The organism is Micromonospora sp. NPDC007271 (genome assembly GCF_040634005.1).
In the GTDB taxonomy this organism is placed as follows: domain Bacteria; phylum Actinomycetota; class Actinomycetes; order Mycobacteriales; family Micromonosporaceae; genus Micromonospora.
Map to the genome: position 1 here is coordinate 104542 of NZ_JBEYER010000001.1, position 20584 is coordinate 125125.

Consider the following 20584-nt stretch of genomic DNA (forward strand, 5'->3'; position numbering starts at 1 on the left):
GGTAGCGGGCGACGGGCCGCCCGGTCGCCCATCGCACCGCGGCGCGGGTCAGGAGATCAGCGTGATGCCCACGACGACGAGCGGGAGCCCGACGAACAGGAAGATCCCGACACCGGTGAGGACCCGGCCGCCGCCCCCGGTCTCCCGCTCGGGTGCGAGCCCGAAGGTGGCCCGGGCGCCGAGCATGCCCACCCGGCTCAGCGTCAGGTCGCCGGTGACCCCCAGCAGCGCCCCGACGACGATCAGGGAGATGCCGAACCGGGCGACGAAGTCACCACCGGACACCGCGACCCAGACGCCGGCCGCGACCGCGACCGCCACCAGCGCGATCACCAACAGCACCAGGGCTTCCCGCAGCCCCTTGAGGACCGTCATCGATGGCTCCATCCCGTCGTGGCGGACGAGACATTGTGCGCCATCGAATGGGACGGCCGCTGCCCCGGTCGGGGCAGCGGCCGTCGGTGCGCCGACGATCCGGACGGTGCCGAAGTCGCGGCTGCGGGTGCTCAGCGGCCTTCCTGCTGCATGCGCGTCATGAGCATCTGCTTGCCCTGGTCACCGGCCTTGCGGTTGTTCTCCTGGATCTTGCGGAACCAGTTGGCGAGCTCGGTGTCGCCGCGCGCGTCCGCGTCGGCGATGTAGGTGTCCATCCGGTAGATGTTCTCCAACGACATCTGCACCGTGTGGATCAGGTCGTAGTTCTTGTCCCGCACCGGGCTCAGCTGTTCCTTGGTCATCGTGGCCACGACATGAACCTCCCCGTGTCTCGACTCCGGTCGCCCAGCGCTTACCCGGCTACGGACGGTTCACGCCCCGCCCGGCCGGCCCGTCCACGGCTACCCTCCGTAGCCGCTGGACGAGCCACCGGGACGTTCGCCACCGTCTGACGGTTGTTGTTCATCCGTTCGGCTGTGTGTAACACAACACCACATCCCTACGCTGAACCCCGGAAAACGAGCAACCTGCTCGTTTTCCGCCGGCCCGCTTCCCGCCAGGCAGTGGGGTCGGCTGGATCACCCCCTGGGAGTCTGTGTGAAGAACCTGCGTCGCAAGACACTCGCCGCCGCGTCCGTGGTGACGCTCGGCGTCGGCCTCGCCCTCACCGGCGGGTTGGCGCCGGCCGCGGCGGCCGGACCGGAGACCACGTTCCTGGTCCTCGCCCCGCAGGGCGGCAAGACCGACAAGGCCGCCGCCCGCGTGGCGGCCGCCAACGGCACCGTGGTGGCCAGCTACGACCAGATCGGCGTGCTCGTCGTCCGCTCGACCAACCCGAACTTCGCCACCCAGGTGGCGGGCGCGGGCGTCGAGTCGGTCGCGGCCACCGCCGGCCTGGGCACCGCCCTCGACGAGGGCGAGACCGTGGAGGTTTCCGCGGCCGAGGTCGCCGAGGCCACCGGCGACCCGACCAAGGAGCCGCGCTACCGCGACCAGTGGGACATGGACATGATCCACGTCCCGCAGGCCCACGCGATCACCACCGGAAGCCCGAACGTGGTCGTGGGCGTGCTGGACAGCGGCATCTCCAGCACCCACCCCGACCTGGCCACCCAGATCGCCAAGGACAAGAGCGTGTCCTGCATCGGCGGTGCCACCGACACCACCGAGGCGGCCTGGAACCCGACCAACTCCGACCACGGCACCCACGTGGCCGGCACCATCGCCGCCGCCGTCAACGGCGTCGGCGTCACCGGCATCGCGCCGGGGGTGAAGGTGGCGGCGGTCAAGGTCGTCAACAACGACGGCTACATCTTCCCGGAGGCCGCGGTCTGCGGGTTCATGTGGGCCGCCGACCACGGGTTCCAGCTGACCAACAACAGCTACTACATCGACCCGTGGGAGCTGAACTGCCGCAACGACGCGCGCCAGCGTCCGGTGTGGCAGGCGGTGCAGCGAGCGATCCGTTACTCGCAGTCCAAGGGCGTGCTGAACATCGCGTCCGCGGGTAACTCGAACTACGACCTCGCTCACAAGATCACCGACACGGAGAGCCCGAACAACGGGACTCCGGAGAACCGCGAGAACCTCACCAACGCCTGCCTCGACCTGCCGGCCGAGGCCCCGGGCGTGGTGACCGTCGGTGCGGTGGGCCCGACCGGGGAGAAGAGCTACTACTCCTCGTACGGCCAGGGCGTGATCGACGTGACGGCGCCGGGTGGCGACAGCCGGGTCCGCACCCAGGGTGCGCGCTCGACCAGCACCGACGCCATCCTGTCGACCACCTTCAACACCGCCACCCGGACCAACGGGTGGGGGTACAAGCAGGGCACGTCGATGTCCGGCCCGCACGCCACCGGTGTCGCGGCGCTGGCTCTGTCGGCGCACCCGGGGATGACCCCGGGCCAGCTGTCGTCGTTCCTGGAGCGCACGGCCGTGGCCCAGTCCTGCCCGGCGGGCGTCTACAACCCGACGCCGCTGTGGCCGAACAACGCGAACACCTACGAGGCGACCTGCTCCGGCGGTGCGCGTAACGGGTTCTACGGCTTCGGCATGGTCGACGCGTACAACGCGGTCAAGTAACACCCGCACCACCAGCGACGGGGTCCGGCGTTCCCACGCCGGGCCCCGTCCTGCTGTTTGTGCAGGTCCTCGCGCGGGTACGGGTGGCGGCACCAGCCGACTCGAGGAGGTCACCGGTGTCCACCGATGCCATCGTCCTGCTGAAAGAGGACCACGCCGAGATGCGCCGCCTGTTCAAGGCGTTCCAGGACGCCGAGGAGGCCCCGCCGAGCGAGCGGAAGAAGCTGGTCAGGCAGATCATCGAGGCGCTGACGGTGCACACCTACCTCGAGAACGAGGTGATGTACCCGGAGGTCCGCCGGCTCGTGCCGGACGTCGAGGACGACGTCCTGGAGTCGTACGAGGAGCACCACGTCGCGGACGTGCTCTGCCTCGAGCTCTTCACCATGGCCCCGGACGACGAGCGGTACAACGCCAAGACGACGGTGCTGATCGAGAGCGTGCTGCACCACATCCAGGAGGAAGAGGAGGAGTGGTTCCCCACGGTGCGCGAGGCGCTCGGGCGTAACCAGCTGCAGGAGATCGGCCAGCGCATGATCGAGCTGCGCCGCAAGGCGCCGAAGACCCCGACCGCCCCGAAGGCGCTCAAGAAGTCGCTGGACGCCGTGACGGCCTGAGCAGCCCCACGTGACCCACCCGGACGGCCGGAGGTGCGCCGGGCGGGCTGCGGCGTACCCGGTAGGATCGGCGCGGGCCGTGACTGGCGCATGGGATGGAGCACCATCGGGGAGCGGTCCCGTCACGAGGACGCATGCCGAGCGCCTGGGCCTTCCGCACGTCATCAGGAGGTCTCATGTCGCTGAACGCCGAATCCACCGCCTTCCGCAGCGCGCTCGAGGTGATCCGCGCCGTCGAGCCGCGGGTGGCGGACGCCATCGGGGCGGAGCTGGCCGACCAGCGCGAGTCACTCAAGCTCATCGCCAGCGAGAACTACGCCTCCCCCGCCACGCTGCTGGCGATGGGCAACTGGTTCAGCGACAAGTACGCCGAGGGCACCGTCGGCCGCCGCTTCTACGCGGGCTGCCAGAACGTGGACACCGTCGAGGCGCTCGCCGCCGAGCACGCCCGGGAGCTGTTCGGCGCGGCCCACGCGTACGCGCAGCCGCACTCCGGCATCGACGCCAACCTGGTCGCCTTCTGGGCGATCCTGGCCGACCGGGTGGAGTCCCCGGCCCTGAAGAAGGCCCAGGTACGCCAGGTCAACGAGCTGACCGAGGCGGACTGGTTCGCGCTGCGCCGGGAGCTGGGCAACCAGCGGATGCTCGGCATGTCGCTGGACGCCGGCGGCCACCTGACCCACGGCTTCCGGCCGAACATCTCCGGCAAGATGTTCGACCAGCGCAGCTACGGCACCGACCCGGCCACCGGGCTGGTCGACTACGACAAGGTCGCCGAGGCGGCTCGGGAGTTCAAGCCGCTGATCCTGGTCGCCGGCTACTCGGCGTACCCCCGGAAGGTCAACTTCCGGATCATGCGGGAGATCGCCGACGAGGTCGGCGCCACCTTCATGGTCGACATGGCGCACTTCGCCGGCCTGGTCGCGGGCAAGGTCTTCACCGGCGACTTCGACCCGGTGCCGCACGCCCACATCGTCACCACCACCACCCACAAGTCGCTGCGCGGCCCGCGCGGCGGCCTGGTGCTCTGCGGCCCGGAGCTGGCCGACCAGGTCGACCGGGGCTGCCCGATGGTGCTCGGCGGCCCGCTGCCGCACGTGATGGCCGCCAAGGCGGTCGCCCTCGCCGAGGCCCGCCGCCCCGAGTTCGCCGACTACGCGCAGCGCATCGTCGCCAACGCCCAGGCGCTCGCCGAGGGGCTGCTGCGCCGGGGCGCGAAGCTGGTCACCGGTGGCACCGACAACCACCTGGTGCTGATCGACGTCTCCGGGTACGGCCTCACGGGCCGGCAGGCCGAGCAGGCGCTGCTCGACTCGGGCATCGTGACCAACCGCAACTCCGTGCCGCAGGACCCGAACGGCGCCTGGTACACCTCCGGCATCCGGATCGGCACCCCGGCGCTGACCACCCGGGGCCTCGGCACCGCCGAGATGGACGCCACCGCCGAGCTGATCCACACCGTGCTCAACCAGACCACGCCCGGGTCGAACCCGGACGGGACCCCCTCCAAGGCGAAGTACGTGCTCGACCCGGCCCTGGCCGACAAGGTGAGCAAGCAGGCCAGCGACCTGCTGACCAACTTCCCCCTCTACCCCGCAGTCGACCTCGGCTGACCGTGTCGATCATGGAGTTGTGGTGCCGGGCACAGCCGATTTTGCGGCTTACCGCCCCCGCCACAACTCCATGATCGGCTGAGGGGCCGTCAGCGCAGGGGGCGCTTGAGGTGGTAGCGGTGGACTTCGGTGCTGCCCTGGACGTTGTTCACGTCCTCGGCGGCGGAGACCAGCTCCCAGCCGTCCCGGCCGACCCGGTTGAGGTGCGCGATCGCGGTGTCGCCGTACGCGGTCACGTCGGTCCGCGACCCGTCCGGGCCGTACCAGACGAACGAGACATGGAAATTGCGGCCCTGCCCCTGATAGCGGCGGACCAGCAGCGCGTACTCCCAGGCAACCATCCGTCCATTATCTACGGTCGAGCCGGCGACCGGGAACACGGGGGGTGGCGCACCGGCGACCCTGCGGCGTCACGCCGGGGCGGGCCGCCGAGCTGGCGCGGTCGGTACGGCCAACTCGTCGGTGACCAGCGCGGCGAGCCGGTCCAGCCCCTGGTCGATCTGCTCCGGGGTGACCGCGCTGACCGACAGCCGCAGCGCGTTCACCGGCGCGCCGTCGTCGTAGAAGTGGGCCATCGGGGTCCAGAGCACCCCGTACTCACGGGCCGAGCGGTGCAGCAGCGCGTCGTCCACGGCGAACGGCACGGTCACCACCACGAAGAAGCCGCCGGCCGGCACGTTCCATCGCACCGGACCACCGGCCGGGAAGCGGCGGGCCAGCCCGTCGACCATGTGCCGCAGGTTGCGGGCGTACGCGGCCCGTTCCCGGACGTTCGCCGCGACCAGCGAGCAGTCGTGGGCCAGCAGCGCCCCGCCGATCACCGCCTGGGCGATCGGCGAGGTGTTCACGGTGATCATGCTCTTGATCTTCGCGAGTTGGTCGGCGAGCGGGCCGACGGTCCCGTCTGAGCCGGCCACCCGCTGGTCGGCGACCACGTAGCCGACCCGGGCGCCCGGCAGCACGGTCTTGGCGAACGACCCGAGGTAGACCACCCGCCGCCGGGTGTCCAGCGCCTTGAGCGTGGGTGTTCGGTCGGCGCCTCCGGCCGGGAAGAGGCCGTACGGGTTGTCCTCGATCAGCAGCAGGTCCTCGGTGGCGGCGAGGTCGAGCAGCCGCCGCCGCTGGGCCGGGTCCATGCTGACCCCGGAGGGGTTGGCGAAGTCGGGCATCACGTAGCAGGCGCGCGGGCACAGCCCCTCGGCCCGGGCCCGGCGCAGCTGCGCGCGCAGGTCGGCGAGGTCGATCCCGTCCGGGCCGTCGGCCACCGGGCGCACCGGCAGGTCGACCAGGCGGGCCGCGCCGGTCAGCCCGACGTACGTGGGGGCGACGGCGAGCAGCACGTCCTCCGGCCCGGCCCGCAGCGCCCGCAGCACCAGGAACATCGCCTCCTGGCAGCCGACGGTCACCACGATCGCCTCCGGGTCGACGGTGATCTGCTCGTCCACGGCGAGGTTGCGGGCGATCAGGTGGTGCACGATCCCCTTTGTCCGGCCGTACTGGAGCAGCGTGCGGTCGACCTGGGCGGGACTCAGTCCGAGGTCGTCCGCCAGGTGCCGGCGGAAGGTGTCCAGGTGCCGGTGCAGCTCGGCGGAGTCGAAGAACTCCTCGTACGGCCGGCCGGCGGCGAGCGAGACCGCGTCCGGGTAGTGCTGCGCCACCTCGTTGAGGAAGTTCATCGAGTTCAACGCGGGGTCGTCGACGCTGCGGTGCAGGGCGGCGACGGTCAGGTCCACCGACTCCACGTCAACCTCCCGGGCGAGTGCGCAGGTGCCGCGCCGCCGCCGGATCGGCGCAGCCGGTCAGGGTGAGCGCGTCGCGCAGCTCGGTGGCGAGCAGCGCCAGGGCCGCCTCGGCGCCGGCCCGGCCACCGGACGCCAGGGCCCAGAGCAACGGCCGGCCGACCAGTACGCCGGCCGCGCCGAGCGCGAGGGCGCGCAGCACGTCCGTGCCGCTGCGTACGCCGCTGTCCAGCAGCACCGCGCAGCGCTCCCCCACCGCCGCGACCACCTCGGGCAGCGCGGTGGCGGAGGCCGGGGCGCCGTCGAGCTGCCGGCCGCCGTGGTTGGAGACCACGACCGCGTCCGCGCCGACCTCGGCCGCGCGGACCGCGTCGCGCGGGTCGAGGACCCCCTTGACCAGCAGCGGCAGCGGGGTACGCTCCCGCAGCCAGGCCAGGTCGGCCCAGCTCAGCGCCGGAGCGAAGACGGCGCCGGTGTGCACGGCGACCGCGGACACCCCGGGTGTGCCCTGGTGAGCCAGGTCGTCCCGGCCGCGGGGCAGGTTCGCCGCGGTGACGTGCGGCGGCAGGGCGAATCCGTTGCGGACGTCGCGCAGCCGCCGGCCGAGGACCGGCACGTCGACGGTGACCATCAGGGCGGTGCAGCCGGCGGCGTGCGCCCGGTCCAGCAGCTCGGCCACCAGGCCGCGCTCGCGCAGCCAGTAGAGCTGGAACCAGACCGTGCCGCCGGCCGCGGCGATCTCCTCGATCGGCGTGCTGCTCAGCGTGCTCGCCACGTAGGGCACCCCGGCCACCCGGGCGGCAGCGGCCAGGGCCGGCTCCCCGTCCGGGTGCAGCAGCTTCTGGTACGCCATCGGCGCGACCGCCACCGGCATGGCGTACGCCCCGCCGGGCAGCGTGGCGTCGGTGCGCGGGCGGTCCACGCCGGTCAGCACCCGGGGCAGCACCGCCACCCGGTCCAGAGCGGCCCGGTTGGCCGCGAGGGTGCTCTCGGTGCCACTGCCGCCGGCCACGAAGTCCCACACCTCGGCGGGCAGCACGGCCCGGGCCAGCTCGGCGAAGTCGGCCAGGCAGGCCGGCGGGACGAAGCCGATGGTCGAGCCACCCGCGGCCGGCACCGGCCCGGTCGGGGCCACCGGTTCCGCGACGGCTGTCCCGTCCGCCGGGGCCGGCGGGGCGGATCGGTCCGGTCCGGGCGACGCTGGCCGGGAGCCCACGGCCAGGCCGTCACTCGGGTCAGCCATGGTCCGGCCCGACCGTCGCCGCCCCGGCCGTCGAGCCGACCGGGTCCGTCCCGAACCGTCGCCGCAGGAAGGCCGCCGCCTGCTCCTGCGCCCGCCGCCCGGCGTCGAACACGCCCGGCATGGCGAAGAACCCGTGGATCATCCCGTCGTACCGGGTCAGCTCGGTGGGGACCCCGGCCTCCCGCAGCCGCGCGGCGTACCGCTCCCCCTCGTCGCGCAGCGGGTCGTGCTCGGCGGTGATGACCAGCGCCGGGGGCAGCCCGGACAGGTCCTCGGCGAGCAGCGGTGAGGCCAGCGGGTGGGCGGCGACTGCGGGGTCGGCCAGGTAGTGCCGCCGGTACCACGCCACGGAGTGCCGGTTGAACAGCAGCGGGTCCTCGTCACCGGCCGGCGCCGGGCCGGGCCGCTGGTCGGTGTTCGGGTAGACCAGCAGCTGGGCGGCGAGCCGGGGGCCGCCGTCGGCGCGGGCCAGCAGGGTCACCGCGGCGGCCAGGTTGCCGCCGGCGCTGTCCCCGCCGACCGCGAGCCGGTCCGGGTCGACCCGGTACTCGTCGGCGTGTGCGGCCAGCCAGCGCAGCGCGGCGTGGCCGTCGTCCACCGCCGCCGGGAAACGGTGCTCGGGGGCCAGCCGGTAGCCGACGGTCACCGTCTGGCAGGGCGTGGCGTTGACCAGCCGGCGGCAGATCCCGTCGGCGGTGTCCACGCTGCCCAGCGTCCAGCCGCCGCCGAAGAAGTAGACCAGGGTGGGCAGCGGGCCGTCGCCGACCGGCCGGTGGATGCGTACCGGCAGCGGCCCGCCCGGGCCGGGCACGTGCGTGTCGCGTACCTCTCCGACCGGCTCGACCGCGCCGGCGCCGGCGCGGATCGCGGCGAGGTCGGCGGCGCGGGCCTCCGCCAGGGTCTGGGTGTAGAGCGGCGCGGTGCCGGCGGCCTTCCGCGCCGCCCGCCACGCGACCACCTGCGGGTCGAGTGCCATCAGTGCTCCCGGTTGCCGGTGCTGACGAAAAGCTTGTCGATGCCGCGCAGGAACAGGCTCCCGCTGTACGTGAACGGCTGCGTGACCGCCAGGCGGGGGAAGCGGGCGAAGAGCCGGGGCAGGGCGAGCCGCCCCTCCAGCTTCGACACCGCCGAGCCGAGGCAGAAGTGCAGCCCCACGCCGAAGGCGAGGGAGGGCGGGCCGGGCCGGTGCGGGTCGAACCGGTCCGGGTCGGGGAAGCGGGCCGGGTCCCGGTTGGCGGCGGCGACCAGCAGCAGCAGGTTCTCGTCCCGCTTGACCGGCACCCCGCCCAGTTCGGTGTCCTCGGGCGCGGAACGGGCCAGGAAGTGCACCGGGCTCTCCATCCGCAGCACCTCGTCCACGCAGCCCCGGGCGAGGGCGTCGTCGCCGGGCAGCGCGGCGACCACGTCGGGGTGGGCCAGGAGCAGCGGCAGGCCGTTGCTGAACATATAGACGGTGGTGACGAAGCTGGCGTTGAACAGCACGATCAGGTTGCTGATCAACTCCTCCTCGGTCAGCTCCACGCCGCCGGCGTCCAGCACCTCGACCAGGCCGCTGATCAGGTCCTCGCCGGGCTGCCGGCGCCGGTGGGCGATGAGGTCCCGGTAGTAGGCGCGCAGCTCCTCGGCGGCCTGGTTGGCCCGGGCCACCCGTTCCGGGGTCTTGCCGGCGACGTCCATGTACTCGTCGATCCAGTCGACCCGCTGCCGGTACCAGGCCAGGTCCGCCTGGGGCAGGCCGATGAACTCGGCCATCACCAGCGCCGGGACCGGGTACGCGAAGTCGGCGACGAAGTCCACCTCGCCGCCGTCGGCGCCGGCCTCGGCCATCCGGTCCAGCCGTTCCTCGACGACCCGGACGATCACCGGCTCCAGCGCGCCCAGCCGGCGCGGGGTGAACGTCTTGGCGAAGACGGCTCGCATCCGGGTGTGGTCGGGTGGGTTGGTGAACATCATCGAGGACAGGAAGGTGCGCAGGATCTCCTGCTCCTGCCAGCCGGGCGGGGCGCCCTTGTACCAGCCGGGGTCGCGCAGCACCTGGTCGACCAGGTCGTACCCGCCGGCCACGGCGGTGATGGTGCTGTGTTCGGCGCGGGTCGGGACGGCACTGATCGGCCCGTGCTCGTGCAGCGCCGCGTACCACGGGTAGGGGTCCTGCCGGCCCTGCTCGCTGTACAGGCCGGTCAGGATCTGGTCGACGTCCACTCGTTCCTCCCCAGGATCGGTGGCGGGGCGGCGTGAGGTCCACGCCGCCCCACCGGTGTCACAGGCCGAGCAACTTCAGCGGTACGGCGTTCGCCATCGCCTGGTTGCCGGTGTCGTTCGGGTGGATGTGGTCGCCCGAGTCGTACGCCGGCAGCAGCCGGCTGGGGTGCCCGGGGTCGCGCAGCACCTCGTCGAAGTCGATCAACCCGTCGAACTCCTTCGCGCCCGGGCCGCGCAGCCAGGTGTTCACCGCCTGCCGGGTGGCCTCCTTCTCCGGCGTCCACACCCCCGGGCCACCGTTGCCCTCGTACGGGGTGAGAGTGCCGACCAGGCTGGTCAGGCCGCGGGCCTTGGCCTGCTGGTTGATCTGCCGCAGCGAGGCGATGATGCTCTCCGCGCTGTCGCCGTTCATCCAGATGTCGTTGATGCCCAGGTGGGTGACGAGGGTGCGCACCCCGGTCTGCGGGAAGACGTCCTCGTTGAGCCGGGCCAGGGCGTTCGGGCCCAGCTCGTAGTAGCCGGGGAAGCCACCCGCGCCCGGCTCCGGGCCCTCGTGGTTGAGCCGGTTGCCGGCCAGGCTCAGGTTCAGCACGCCCGGGGTGCGCACCTCGGGACGGGAGTCGATGAGCCGGTCGGCGAGCAGGTCCGGCCAACGCTTGTTGGCGTTGACCGTGCTGCCGTTGCCGTCGGCGATCGAGTCACCGAAGACGACCACCGCGCCGGGGCTGAGCCGGCGCTCCACGTCGATCCCGGACAGGAACATCCAGCAGCAGTCGGGCTTGATCGTGAAGCCCGCGCCGTCCGCCGCGGTGGCCAGATCGTTGGCGCCGATGAAGTTGGTGGCCCGGGACTGACCGTGGAAGGTGACCGGCCCGGTCAGCACCGGGAAGTACAGGGTGACGACCAGTTCCTCCTGCTCCCGGACCCGGAAGCCCACCGGGTCGCTGAGCAGTTCGGCGCCCCTGTTGATGGTGGCCGAGGAGGCGCCGTTGAAGGTCAGCTCGTGCAGGGTGGCCGGGTCGATGTCGGACCGGTCGTCGACGGTGGCGGTGTCGGGGCGGGCGATGGTGGCGTGCCCGACCTTCACGGCCTGCTCGCCGTAGAGGTTGGTCAGCCGGACCCGGAGCCGGTCCCCGCCCACCGAGGTGTGCACGGTCATCCGGATGCTCTGGTTGTTGAGGCCGGTGTTGGTCAGGCCGACGGTGTTCCCACGGGTCACCGCGGCGGCCCAGCTCCCCGCCCACTCCGTACGCCCGGTGCGGGCACTGTCGGTGTCGGCGGGACCGGCGCTCGCGGTTACGGCCGGGGCACCGGCGATCAGCAGTGCCGCGGCGGAAGCTATGACGTGCCATCTCTTCGGGGTCATCGAACCTCCATGGTTGGCGGCCCGGGGCGCGGCGCGATCGACGGCACCACCCGGACGATGGTCCGGAAACTAGCCGCCGGCCGTGACGACCGTCAATCAACCTGATCGACATGATCGAATGTCTTCGGGGTGCCGGCGGACACCGTTCGGCTCTGTCCCCACCGGACCTCCGGTGCCTAGGCTCGAGGTCGGCGGCGGTGCGGTCGCCGACCCTGCCACCTGTCGCCGCGTCCCGGCTCCGACCTGCCCGGACGCAGTTCTCGACGGTCGTCGTGGCGCCGCCCTCGGCGGTCCGCCGGCCGCCGGCGGATCACGATGGGGGCGGTACGTTGACTGATCGGCCGAACTATGTGCACGAGGCACTGGAGCTGTTCGCCCGGTTCGGCGACCGGGAGGCACTGGTGGGTGGCGGCCGCCGGCTGACCTACCCCCAGGTCGCCGCCGAGGTGCGCGGCCTGGCGGACGCGCTGCGGCGGCACGGCGTACGGCCCGGTGCCGCGGTGCTGGTGATGCTCGGCAACACCGTCGAGGGGCCGCTGCTCCAGCTGGCGCTGCACCTGTTGGGCTGCCGGAGCATGTGGATTGCCCCGGTGACCTCGCGGCGGGAGGTCGACGAGTTCGTCGCCCTGGCCCGCCCGGACGCCTTCGTCCACGACCCGCGCGCCGCGGACTCGCTCGGCGCGGAGATCGCCGCCGGGCTGGCCGGCGTACCGGTGCTCTGCCTCGGGCCCGGCGGCGCCGGGCCGGACCTCACCGCCCCCGACCCCGGGCCGGACCTCGCCGTCGCGCCCGGGTGCGTGCCGGCGGAGCAGCCCGTCGAGGTGCCGGCGCCGGAGTCGTTCCTGCAGACCAGCGGCACCACCGGCACCCCGAAGCTGGTGCACCACCGGGAGAGCTTCTACCGCCAGATCCTCGCCCTGGCCGCCGACTTCCGGGCGGCCGGCTTCCCGCTGCTGCGGCACCTGTCGCACTCGCCGATATGGCTGGCCAGTGGCCAGATCACCACCCTGTTCAATCTCTTCACCGGCGGCGTGCTCTTCCTGCGCGAGCAGTGGGATCCGGAGGCGTTCATCCGGACCGTGGACGCCGAACGACTCACCTCCACCTTCGTCACCCCGCCGATGCTCTACGAGGTGCTCGACCATCCCGCCCTGGACGGCGCGGACTTCTCCGCCATGTTCATGTTCAACGTGGGCGCCGGGCCGGCCGCGCCCGCCCGGCTGCGGCAGGCGATCGCCCGCTTCGGCCCGTGCCTGCGGATCGTGTACGGGCTCAGCGAGGCGGTGGTGATCTGCGCGCTGCCCGGGCTCACCGACGACCCGGAGCACCCGGAGCGGCTGCGCTCCTGCGGCCGGCCGTACGGGGACGTGACGGTGGAGATCCGCGACGCCGACGGCCGGGTGCTGCCGCCCGGCGAGGACGGCGAGGTGTGGGCGCGCACCAAACTCAGCTTCGCCGGCTACCACGGCCAGCCCGACTTGACCGCGGAGACGCTGGTCGACGGCTGGGTGCGGACCCACGACATCGGCCACCTGGACGCCGACGGCTACCTCTACCTGGTCGACCGGCTCCAGGACCGGATCCTCACCCGGCAGCGGAGCTGGCCGATCTACTCCCGCCCGATCGAGGACGTGCTCGCCGCCCACCCCGAGGTACGCGCCGCCGCCGTCATCGGCGTGCCGGACCCGGTGGCCGGGGAGCTGCCGTACGCGTACGTGGTGCCCGCGCCGGGGGCCACGGTGACCGGGGACGAGCTGATCGCGCTGGTCACCCGGGAGCTGAGCGAGACCTGGGCGCCGGGCGCGGTGGAGTTCGTCGACGCGCTGCCGTTGAACCGCTCGGCGAAGGTGGACAAGCGCGCCCTGCGCGCCCGGCACGCCGCCGCACACCCCGCCGCCGCACACCCCGCCGCCGCCGAGGCCGCCGAGCATCCCGGCGACGCCGACGCCGACGCCGCGGCGATCGGCAGCCGCGGGTGAATCCGCGCCGGGAGCTGTACACCCTGGTCGGTGCCGACCTGCTGTCCAACCTGGGCACCCGGGTGTCGGTGGTGGCCATTCCCTGGCTGGTGCTGGAGACCACCGGGAGCCCGACCCGGATGGGCCTGGTCGCGGCGGCGGAGACCCTGCCGTACATGCTTTCCAGCGCTCTGGCCACCCCGTGGGCGGACCGGTTCGGGGTGCGGCGCACCGCCGTCACCGTGGACGCGGCCAGCGCGGCGGCGATGGCGGTGGTGGCGCTGGCCCCCTGGCTCGGGTTCGGGGTGCTGCTGGTGCTGGTCGCGGTGGCCGGCGGGCTGCGCGGCATCGGCGACCGGGTCAAGCACGTGCTGTTCAAGCCCGCCGCCGAACGGGCCGGGGTGCCGCTGATCCGGCTCACCTCCGCCTACGACGGGCTGGCCCGGGGCATGACGCTGTTCGGGGCGGTGCTCGGCGGGCTGCTCATCGACTGGGTGGGGGTGACCCGGGCGATCTGGATCGACGCGGCCACCTTCGCGGCGTGCGCGCTGCTGATCGGGCTGCTGGTCCGCCCGCCCGCGCCGGCGAACCCGGCCCCTCGGGAAAGCTACCTGCAGGCCCTGCGCGGTGGCTTCGGCTACCTGCGTACCGACCGGACCCTGCTGACCATGCTGGTGGTGGTCTCGGCCTCGAACATGTTCGCCAACGCCAGCGTGGCGGTCTGGATCCCGCTCTGGGTGAGCCGGGTGCTCGGCGATCCGGCCGGCTTCGGCCTGGTGCTGGGCGTCTTCTCCGCCGGGGCGCTGCTGGGCAACCTGCTCTTCACCCTCGCCGGGCCGCGGCTGCCCCGCCGGGCGACCTTCGCGCTCGGGCTGGCGCTCAGCGGCGCGCCCCGGCTGCTGGCCCTCGCGCTCAGCGACCAGTTGGTGGTGGTGCTCGCCGTGACGTTCCTGTCCGGGGTGGCGATCGCGGCGGTGAACCCGCTGCTCGGCACGGCCCTCTACGAGCGGGTGCCGGAGTCCCTGCAGACCCGGGTGCTGGGCATCTCCGGCTCGGTGGCCTTCCTCGGCCTGCCGGTGGGGGCGCTGCTCGGCGGCTGGTCGGTGGCCGCGTTCGGGTTGGCCCCGGCGCTGCTGGTGATGGCGGCGGCCTGCCTGGTGCTCACCGTCGGCCCGCTGCTGCTGGCCCGGCCCGGCGCCGACCGCCCGGCGACCGAACCGGCGGTGTCCACCCCGGCCTGACCGGCCGGGGCGGCCGTCGGCCGCCCGCCCGAGCGCGGCCGGCGGCCGGCGCGCGAGTCGGCCCGCCTGCCCGAAGGTGACCACGCTGCTGGACGAGTTTCCCGCAGCCGGGCCGCGGGGCGCGGACGACGAGGGCTGACCGGGCGCCACGCCCCGGCCAGCCCTCCGCCGGAGCGGTCAGTCCAGGTCCTCGCAGACGTTGGGACGCGGCTCCGCGAGGTGCACCGACGGATCCTCCGCGCGGACCACCGGCTCGACCGCCCGGGCCGCCGGCTGTACGAGGTACGCGTACGCGGCGAGAGCCTGCCGTGGAGCGTCGGCGGGCACCCGGCGCTCGACTTCTGCAACACCTTCGCCGGCTGGCGGCACCCGGCGCCCTCGCCCGGCGCCGACTGGCTGCGCGGCTACCGCACGCTGGCGGTGTGGGCCGGCCACGTCGGGTTGGTCGACGACGTCGCGGTGAGCCGGCTCATCGAGCTGGCCCGGCGGGATCCCCGGGAGGCTGCCACCGTGCTCGACGAGGTCCGGGCGCTACGTACCCGGCTGTACGCCTGCCTCACCGACCCGGCCGACCACCGCGCCTTCGATGCGGTGGCCCGCCACGCCGAGGCGGCCGCGCAGGTGCAGGTGTTCCGGCGTGCGGCGGACGGGCGCGGCCGGTGGTGGCCGGACTTGCGGGCCGGGCTGCGGGTACCCCTGCACGCGGTCGCCTGGAGCGCCGCCGAACTGCTGGCCGACCCGCGCCGGCACACCATCCGGGCCTGCCCCGATCCGGCGTGTGGCTGGCTTTTCCTCGACGGCAGCGGACTGCGCCGCTGGTGCAGCGTGGGCACGTGCGGCCGGTCGGGCGCGGAGGCCCGGTGCCGGACCGCCTGATCCACTATCGTCTGACCATGGCGACCTGGGATGACGTACGCCGGATCGCGCTCGCCCTGCCGGAGACCACCGAGCGCGGCAGCCACGACCACCTGCCCGCCTGGCGGGTCCGGGACAAGCCCTTCGTGTGGGAGCGTCCGCTGCGCCGCGCCGACCTCGACGCCCTCGGCGACGCCGCCCCCGACGGCCCCGTCCTCGGCGTCCGGGTGCCCGACCTGGGCGCCAAGGAGGCGCTGCTGGCCGATGACCCCACGGTCTACTTCACCACCCCGCACTTCGACGGATACCCGGCCGTGCTGGTCCGGCTCGACCGGGTCGACGTTGCGGAGCTGGCCGAGCTGATCACCGAGGCGTGGTGCGCCCGCGCCCCGAAGCGGCTCGCCGCCGCCCACCGGGCGGAGATCCGGTGAGCACCGTGCCCCGTTCCGGCGCGCCCGGTCGGTCCTGGCCCGGGCAGGCGCGGGTCGACGGGATCGTCTTCGACATGGACGGCACGCTGATCGAGTCCCACGCGGTGGTGCCGGCGGCGTACCGGGCCGCCATCGTGGACGGCGGTGGCCCGGCCCTCTCCGACGCCGAGATCATCGCCGGGTACTCGCTCGGTCCGCCGGTCGCGCTGCTGACGCACCTGATGGGGCGACCGGCCACCGACGCCGACCTGGCCTGCTACCACGAGCACCTCGCCAAGCTCGCGGATCAGGTGACGGTCTATCCCGGCATGGCGGAGGTGCTCGCGGAGCTCGCCGCCCGGGTGCCGGTCGGGCTGTTCACCGGGGCCAGCCACCGCGCGGCCGAGATCCTGCTCGATCGGGTCGGCCTGCTCGGGCATTTCCGGTTCATCCTCGGCGGGGACGAGGTCCCCCGCCCCAAGCCGTTCCCGGACGGCGTCGAGCTGGCCTGCCGGCTGCTGGGCCTCGCCCCCGCCCGCGCCGCGTACGTCGGAGACTCGCCGCTCGACCTGCGGGCCGCCCGGAGCAGCGGCGCCGTGGCGGTGGCGGCCGGCTGGGGCCACCAGTACGACGCTGAGGAGCCGGCCGATCTGACGGCCGGCTCGCCTGCGGATCTGCGGTCGCTGCTCGACTGACCGGTGCCCGTGCCGTCCGGGAGCGGCGACCGGCGCCTGCCCGGGTAGCCCCGCTCCCGTCAGCCGGACGGACGCCGCGCGACGTCGACGGCCTCACCCGGGTCGGTGCCGTCGTCGGGGCGTACCCCGATCACCAGACCGCCGCGGGACCGGGCCCCGGCGGCGACGGCGGCCATCACCCCGCCGCCCCCACCACAGAGCACGGTGACCCCGCGCTGCGCCAGCAACTCCTGCACCCGCATCCCTCCATTCCGGCGGTTGATCATGAGGTTGACGGCGCGACACGCCGGGCGAAGCCCCGCCAACCTCATGATCGACGGATGTCGCACGGGTGGGTTAGCGTTCCGGGGTGGGATCGATGTTGACCGAAGCGACCGACCCGCACTGCCTTCGGGACGGCGAGAGCGCGGAGTTGCTGCGGGGGCATCCGTGGCGGCGGTTCGTAGTGCTCGGCGACAGCGTGGCCGAGGGGCTGTGCGAGCCGGTCGAGGGCTATCCCGACCTGCAGTGGGCGGACCGGATCGCGGCCGAGCTGCGGACCGTCCAGCCCGAGCTGGCGTACCTCAACCTGGGCCGGCGGGGGCTGCGGGCGTACGAGGTGCGGGCGGCCCAACTGGCACCGGCGCTGGCGTTCGGCCCGGACCTGGCGCTGGTGGTGTGCGGCGGCAACGACGCCTTCCGGCCCGCGTACGACCCGGAGGCGGTCGACGCCGAGCTGGCCGAGATGATCACCGCTCTGCGGGCTGCCGGGGCGGACGTCATCACGGTCGGCATGTTCGACGTCTCGCACAGCCCGGCCGTGCCGGCGGCGCTGCGGGTCGGCCTCGGCGAGCGGATGCGTCGGCTCTCCGCCCACACCGCCCAGATGGCCGAGCGGCTCGGCGCCCTGCACGTGCACCTCACCGACCATCCGGCCGTCGCCGATCCGTCGCTGTACAGCAGCGACGGCCGGCACGGCAGCGCCCGCAGCGACGCGATCGCGACGGCCGAGACCCTCCGCCGGCTCGGTGCCCACCTCGGCGCGGTCGCCGGACCGGCGACCTGACCGCGAGCGGGCGTGCCCTACAGTCGAGCGCACCCGTCGACCGGAGGACCCCCCTCATGGACCTGCAGCAGGAGAAGGCTTTCCGCGCGTCCTCGCCCCTGATCTTCGGCTTCTATCTGCTGATCGCCGTCGTGGCCTGGGTGTTCGTCCAGGCCGTGCTCGCCGTCGTCGGGGGCCCGCCGTACGACCTGTCGGGCGCCGCACTGTCGGGCGCGATCTTCGTGGCCGTCTACACCGCCGGGTCGTTCGCGCTGCACCGTCGCAACTGGTCGTCGGTCGACGTCGCCGGGGAGGCACTGCGGCTGGCCGAGAAGGGGCGGGCAGCCGTCCTGCCGTGGCCGGTGATCCAGTCGGCGGTGGTCCGCTACCCCGGACCGTTCGCCACGCTCCGGGTCACCCTCCGCCCCGAGGCGGTCCTGCCGCCCGCCACCCTCCGGCCACGCATCCGCGCTGGCCGTCCGGTCTATCAGGTCAACGTCGGCCTGCTGCGGCCCACGCCGAGGGTCCTGCGGGCGGAACTCGCCCGCCACCTGCCACCCGCCCCCGCCCCCGCCGGAGCCTGACCTCCCGGCCGGACCGCACCGGTCCTCCTCGCCGCATTCGCCGGCCCAGGCTGAGCAGAGGTCTGCGCCGGAAATCCAGGTCGCGAAGGGGCAAACCTCTCGATCAACGGTGGGACAGGCGGGCCAGAATGCGATCGGTGGCGTGGTCCGCGATGGACCGCATGAAGGCGCGGTCGGGGAAGTCACCCTCGAGCAGGCGCAGCGGGCCCTCCACCAGGGACAGGTCCATCGCCAGGCGGTAGAGCCGCAGCCGCACCTCGTCCAGGCCGTCCACCGCCAGGTGGCGGTAGGTGTCGCCGAAGCGCAGCTCCAGGAAGACGTGCTCCCACTCCAGGTCGAAGAACATCACGCCCTCGATGTCGATCAGCACCGGCTGGTCCCGGTCGTCGATCAGAACGTGGTCCGGGCCCAACTCACCGTGGATCAGGGCGTACCCGGTCCGGGGGGTCACGGCGGCGTGCGCGGCGTCGATCATCGCGGCGATCCGGTCCCGTACCGCTGCGATCCGCGGCACCTGCCGGGCGGACGCGGCCAGGTGGCGCAGCGCCCGGTCGCGGACGACGGTGTGCGGCGGCGGTGCGCCCGCCGGCGCGAGGGCCAGCGGCCGGCCGTACCGGTCGCTCCGCCTGGCGTGCAGGGCGCGCACCTGCCCGCTGAGCCGGGCCAGCACCGGTTCGGCCCGGCGGGGGTCGCGGGCGTGGCGGGCTTCGAGCGTGCCACCCCGTACGTCCTCCACCACGGCCAGATCGCCGGGGATCACGGCGCGACTCCGGTCGAGCAGCAGGAGCTGCGGCACGCGTACCCCGGCGGCGGTGAGTTCGGCGTGCGCCGCCGCGAAGAGGTCGAGGCCAGCGGCGGCGGCGAACTGCCCGTCCGCCTCCTCGTCCTGGGCCGGCCAGTAGTTCTCGTCGTCGTTCCACACGTGCACGACACAGCTCGCGCCGTCGTCCAGCGTGAGCCGGTAGACGCCCTTCTTCGTGCCTCCGGTGAGCCGCGCGACGCTCCGCACCGCCCGCGCCCCGCCGTACACCTGGCGGACCACGCCGCCCAGTTCCCCGGCCCCCAGCCGCCGCCGCTCCCCGCCCACCCGGGCATTCTGCTGGTCCGGCCCCGGCGTTGACCAAGGGGTTCACGCCAGGAATCCGGGGCCCGGACGAGAAGTGGTCAGTCGGTGAGGAGGATGCCGGTCATGAGGACGCCTCTGGCGAGGTTGAGCACCTCCTCGCAGCCGGGGTAGCCGACCCGGGCCAGGGCGCCGGAGCCGGTCCGGCCGAACAGGTACGGGGCCAGGCTGTACGGCACCTCGGCGCTGACCGTCTCCCCGGTCTCGATCTGCACGAAGTCCATCGCCACCCGGTCCGCCTCGTGGTAGCGCTGGAGGATGTTGCCGCCCGCGTCGATCGCGGCGCGTACGCCGTCCTCCCAGGCCACCACGCTCATCTCCCGGCCGATGAGCACCCCGTGCCCGGCCGAGCCGCCGGCCGGCTTCGCCACCAGGTCGGCCTGCTCGGCGAGGGCCCGGTCGAGCTGGTCCGCGGTGAGCGCCACGGTGTGCGGCACGTACCGGCGGATCAGTGCCTGGTCGGTCTCCGACAGCAGCGGAAGGTCGGCCCAGAGCCAGGCGTAGTTCAGCTTGTTGCTGAGCAGCCAGGCGGCCGGGCTGACGAACATCGGCAGGGTGCCGGCGGCGAGGGCCCCGGCGACGGCGTCCAGGCCGGCGCTGGGGGTGACCCGGTTGGGCACGAACAGCCGGAACAGCGCGTCCACCGGGGCGCCGCCGACCACCAGCCGCCGCTCCTCGTCCAGGGTGGCGCTGCGGACGGGGGCGATGACCAGGTCGATGCCGAAACGCTCGGCCTGGTCGGCGAGCGGGGAGAGGATCCGGATGAACGTCTCCGGGTCGTCCAGCCCCGGGTACTCGGCGTCGAAGTCCATCAGCAGCGCCACCCGGGCACCGTCGGGCAGCCCGAGGGTGTCCCGGATCGCCACGAACCGCTGGTCCAGCAGGGACGGCGCCGGGCGGACCGGCAACCCGTCGAGCAGGCCGTGCTCCCGGTAGAGGTCGGCGTACCGGTAGATCACGGTGTCCGCGTCGAACCCGCCGCCGAGGCTGCTGTCGATGTTGTACTCGACGATGCAGGGCACCCCGCCGGAGAACAGCACGTCCGGTCGGTACGCGGCGAGCAGCCCCTCGTGCAGCGGCTCGTCCTCGTCGAGCAGCTTGGTCTCCCCCTCCGGCACGTCGAGCAGCCGGCGCAGCTCCCCGGCGGTGCGGGCGCGCCGCCGGCACACCTCGAGGATGAGCTGGGCGATCCGGTCGCAGACCTCGTTCAGCTCGCGGAACGCGTCGGCGGTGAGCACCGGCGGCCGGGCCAGCCGCCACTGCTTGTTGTAGGTGGCCCGGCCGTGGAAGATCTTCTCCCAGGCGGCGGCGCCGGCGGCCACCATCGCCGTACGGGTCGACTCGGGCAGGTCGGTCCACGCCTGCCCGGCGGGCGGCCACGAGTAGTTCGGGTCCAT

General features: G+C 73.5%; 21 protein-coding genes and 1 riboswitch. Of the genes, 10 read left to right on the forward strand and 11 right to left on the reverse strand.

Annotation, left to right across the window (positions count from 1 at the left end):
* Positions 1-48: 48 nt before the first annotated feature.
* Both ABZ570_RS00465 and ABZ570_RS00470 read right to left on the reverse strand, forming a co-directional pair.
* Complete coding sequence (locus ABZ570_RS00465; protein WP_358055128.1) at positions 49-375, reverse strand: hypothetical protein; 327 nt, start codon at positions 373-375, stop codon at positions 49-51.
* Positions 376-506: 131 nt separating this feature from the next.
* Complete coding sequence (locus ABZ570_RS00470; protein WP_358055313.1) at positions 507-737, reverse strand: hypothetical protein; 231 nt, start codon at positions 735-737, stop codon at positions 507-509.
* A gap of 295 nt (positions 738-1032) precedes the next feature.
* On the opposite strand from ABZ570_RS00470, the gene ABZ570_RS00475 reads away from it, so the two are divergent.
* From ABZ570_RS00475 to ABZ570_RS00485, 3 genes are all read left to right on the forward strand, one after another.
* Positions 1033-2517: a S8 family serine peptidase gene (locus ABZ570_RS00475; RefSeq protein WP_358055130.1), complete on the forward strand. Its 1485-nt coding sequence runs from the start codon at positions 1033-1035 to the stop codon at positions 2515-2517.
* Positions 2518-2633: 116 nt separating this feature from the next.
* Positions 2634-3134: a hemerythrin domain-containing protein gene (locus ABZ570_RS00480; RefSeq protein WP_358055132.1), complete on the forward strand. Its 501-nt coding sequence runs from the start codon at positions 2634-2636 to the stop codon at positions 3132-3134.
* 69 nt (positions 3135-3203) lie between these two features.
* Positions 3204-3292: riboswitch (ZMP/ZTP riboswitch) on the forward strand.
* Positions 3293-3310: 18 nt separating this feature from the next.
* Positions 3311-4747 carry a glycine hydroxymethyltransferase gene (locus ABZ570_RS00485; protein ID WP_358055134.1) on the forward strand — a complete coding sequence of 479 codons (1437 nt, stop codon included), beginning with the start codon at positions 3311-3313 and terminating at the stop codon, positions 4745-4747.
* 89 nt (positions 4748-4836) lie between these two features.
* On the opposite strand, the gene ABZ570_RS00490 is transcribed toward ABZ570_RS00485, so the two are convergent.
* The 6 genes from ABZ570_RS00490 to ABZ570_RS00515 all read right to left on the reverse strand — a co-directional run bounded on the left by ABZ570_RS00490 (position 4837) and on the right by ABZ570_RS00515 (position 11273).
* Complete coding sequence (locus ABZ570_RS00490) at positions 4837-5088, reverse strand: hypothetical protein (RefSeq protein ID WP_358055136.1); 252 nt, start codon at positions 5086-5088, stop codon at positions 4837-4839.
* 69 nt (positions 5089-5157) lie between these two features.
* The gene (locus tag ABZ570_RS00495) at positions 5158-6489 is read right to left on the reverse strand and encodes a PLP-dependent aminotransferase family protein (protein ID WP_358055138.1); all 1332 of its coding nucleotides are present in this window, start codon (positions 6487-6489) and stop codon (positions 5158-5160) included.
* Position 6490: 1 nt separating this feature from the next.
* Positions 6491-7729, reverse strand: a complete 1239-nt coding sequence (locus ABZ570_RS00500; RefSeq protein ID WP_358055140.1) for an alpha-hydroxy acid oxidase — start codon at positions 7727-7729, stop codon at positions 6491-6493.
* A complete protein-coding gene (locus ABZ570_RS00505) occupies positions 7722-8705 on the reverse strand; it encodes an alpha/beta hydrolase (RefSeq protein ID WP_358055142.1) in 984 nt (327 codons plus the stop codon). Before ABZ570_RS00505 ends, ABZ570_RS00500 begins: the two co-directional genes overlap by 8 nt.
* Positions 8705-9931: a cytochrome P450 gene (locus ABZ570_RS00510; protein WP_358055144.1), complete on the reverse strand. Its 1227-nt coding sequence runs from the start codon at positions 9929-9931 to the stop codon at positions 8705-8707. The genes ABZ570_RS00505 and ABZ570_RS00510 overlap by 1 nt, the downstream gene beginning before the upstream one ends.
* Positions 9932-9989: 58 nt before the next feature.
* Complete coding sequence (locus tag ABZ570_RS00515) at positions 9990-11273, reverse strand: SGNH/GDSL hydrolase family protein (protein WP_358055315.1); 1284 nt, start codon at positions 11271-11273, stop codon at positions 9990-9992.
* A 353-nt stretch (positions 11274-11626) separates the two neighbouring features.
* On the opposite strand from ABZ570_RS00515, the gene ABZ570_RS00520 reads away from it, so the two are divergent.
* The 5 genes from ABZ570_RS00520 to ABZ570_RS00540 all read left to right on the forward strand — a co-directional run bounded on the left by ABZ570_RS00520 (position 11627) and on the right by ABZ570_RS00540 (position 16456).
* Positions 11627-13276, forward strand: a complete 1650-nt coding sequence (locus ABZ570_RS00520; RefSeq protein WP_358055146.1) for an AMP-binding protein — start codon at positions 11627-11629, stop codon at positions 13274-13276.
* Positions 13273-14496: an MFS transporter gene (locus tag ABZ570_RS00525; protein WP_358055148.1), complete on the forward strand. Its 1224-nt coding sequence runs from the start codon at positions 13273-13275 to the stop codon at positions 14494-14496. Before ABZ570_RS00520 ends, ABZ570_RS00525 begins: the two co-directional genes overlap by 4 nt.
* A 219-nt stretch (positions 14497-14715) precedes the next feature.
* Complete coding sequence (locus tag ABZ570_RS00530; RefSeq protein WP_358055150.1) at positions 14716-15372, forward strand: ABATE domain-containing protein; 657 nt, start codon at positions 14716-14718, stop codon at positions 15370-15372.
* A 17-nt stretch (positions 15373-15389) separates the two neighbouring features.
* The gene (locus tag ABZ570_RS00535; protein WP_358055152.1) at positions 15390-15782 is read left to right on the forward strand and encodes an MmcQ/YjbR family DNA-binding protein; all 393 of its coding nucleotides are present in this window, start codon (positions 15390-15392) and stop codon (positions 15780-15782) included.
* The gene (locus tag ABZ570_RS00540) at positions 15779-16456 is read left to right on the forward strand and encodes an HAD family hydrolase (RefSeq protein ID WP_358055154.1); all 678 of its coding nucleotides are present in this window, start codon (positions 15779-15781) and stop codon (positions 16454-16456) included. The genes ABZ570_RS00535 and ABZ570_RS00540 overlap by 4 nt, the downstream gene beginning before the upstream one ends.
* 59 nt (positions 16457-16515) lie before the next feature.
* On the opposite strand, the gene ABZ570_RS00545 is transcribed toward ABZ570_RS00540, so the two are convergent.
* Positions 16516-16692, reverse strand: a complete 177-nt coding sequence (locus tag ABZ570_RS00545; protein ID WP_358055156.1) for a hypothetical protein — start codon at positions 16690-16692, stop codon at positions 16516-16518.
* 113 nt (positions 16693-16805) lie between these two features.
* Here ABZ570_RS00545 and ABZ570_RS00550 point away from each other — a divergent pair, with 113 nt between their 5' ends.
* Both ABZ570_RS00550 and ABZ570_RS00555 read left to right on the forward strand, forming a co-directional pair.
* Positions 16806-17501, forward strand: coding sequence for an SGNH/GDSL hydrolase family protein (locus ABZ570_RS00550; RefSeq protein ID WP_358055158.1), 696 nt, complete (start codon positions 16806-16808; stop codon positions 17499-17501).
* Positions 17502-17557: 56 nt separating this feature from the next.
* On the forward strand, positions 17558-18064 hold the full coding sequence (locus tag ABZ570_RS00555; protein WP_358055160.1) for a hypothetical protein: 507 nt from the start codon (positions 17558-17560) through the stop codon (positions 18062-18064).
* Positions 18065-18167: 103 nt separating this feature from the next.
* Here ABZ570_RS00555 and ABZ570_RS00560 read toward each other — a convergent pair whose 3' ends face one another.
* Together ABZ570_RS00560 and ABZ570_RS00565 are read right to left on the reverse strand one after the other, a co-directional pair.
* The gene (locus tag ABZ570_RS00560) at positions 18168-19151 is read right to left on the reverse strand and encodes a phosphotransferase (protein WP_358055162.1); all 984 of its coding nucleotides are present in this window, start codon (positions 19149-19151) and stop codon (positions 18168-18170) included.
* Between the two features lie 77 nt (positions 19152-19228).
* Positions 19229-20584, reverse strand: a complete 1356-nt coding sequence (locus tag ABZ570_RS00565; protein WP_358055164.1) for a hypothetical protein — start codon at positions 20582-20584, stop codon at positions 19229-19231.

Bases quoted from the DNA above. Each gene is read 5' to 3' on its own strand.
- ABZ570_RS00465 (WP_358055128.1), bottom strand. From the start codon at position 375: ATGACGGTCCTCAAGGGGCTGCGGGAAGCCCTGGTGCTGTTGGTGATC.
- ABZ570_RS00500 (WP_358055140.1), bottom strand. From the start codon at position 7,729: ATGGCTGACCCGAGTGACGGCCTGGCCGTGGGCTCCCGGCCAGCGTCG.
- ABZ570_RS00555 (WP_358055160.1), top strand. From the start codon at position 17,558: ATGGACCTGCAGCAGGAGAAGGCTTTCCGCGCGTCCTCGCCCCTGATC.
- ABZ570_RS00505 (WP_358055142.1), bottom strand. From the start codon at position 8,705: ATGGCACTCGACCCGCAGGTGGTCGCGTGGCGGGCGGCGCGGAAGGCC.
- ABZ570_RS00565 (WP_358055164.1), bottom strand. From the start codon at position 20,584: ATGGACCCGAACTACTCGTGGCCGCCCGCCGGGCAGGCGTGGACCGAC.
- ABZ570_RS00490 (WP_358055136.1), bottom strand. From the start codon at position 5,088: ATGGTTGCCTGGGAGTACGCGCTGCTGGTCCGCCGCTATCAGGGGCAG.
- ABZ570_RS00535 (WP_358055152.1), top strand. From the start codon at position 15,390: ATGGCGACCTGGGATGACGTACGCCGGATCGCGCTCGCCCTGCCGGAG.
- ABZ570_RS00485 (WP_358055134.1), top strand. From the start codon at position 3,311: ATGTCGCTGAACGCCGAATCCACCGCCTTCCGCAGCGCGCTCGAGGTG.
- ABZ570_RS00470 (WP_358055313.1), bottom strand. From the start codon at position 737: ATGACCAAGGAACAGCTGAGCCCGGTGCGGGACAAGAACTACGACCTG.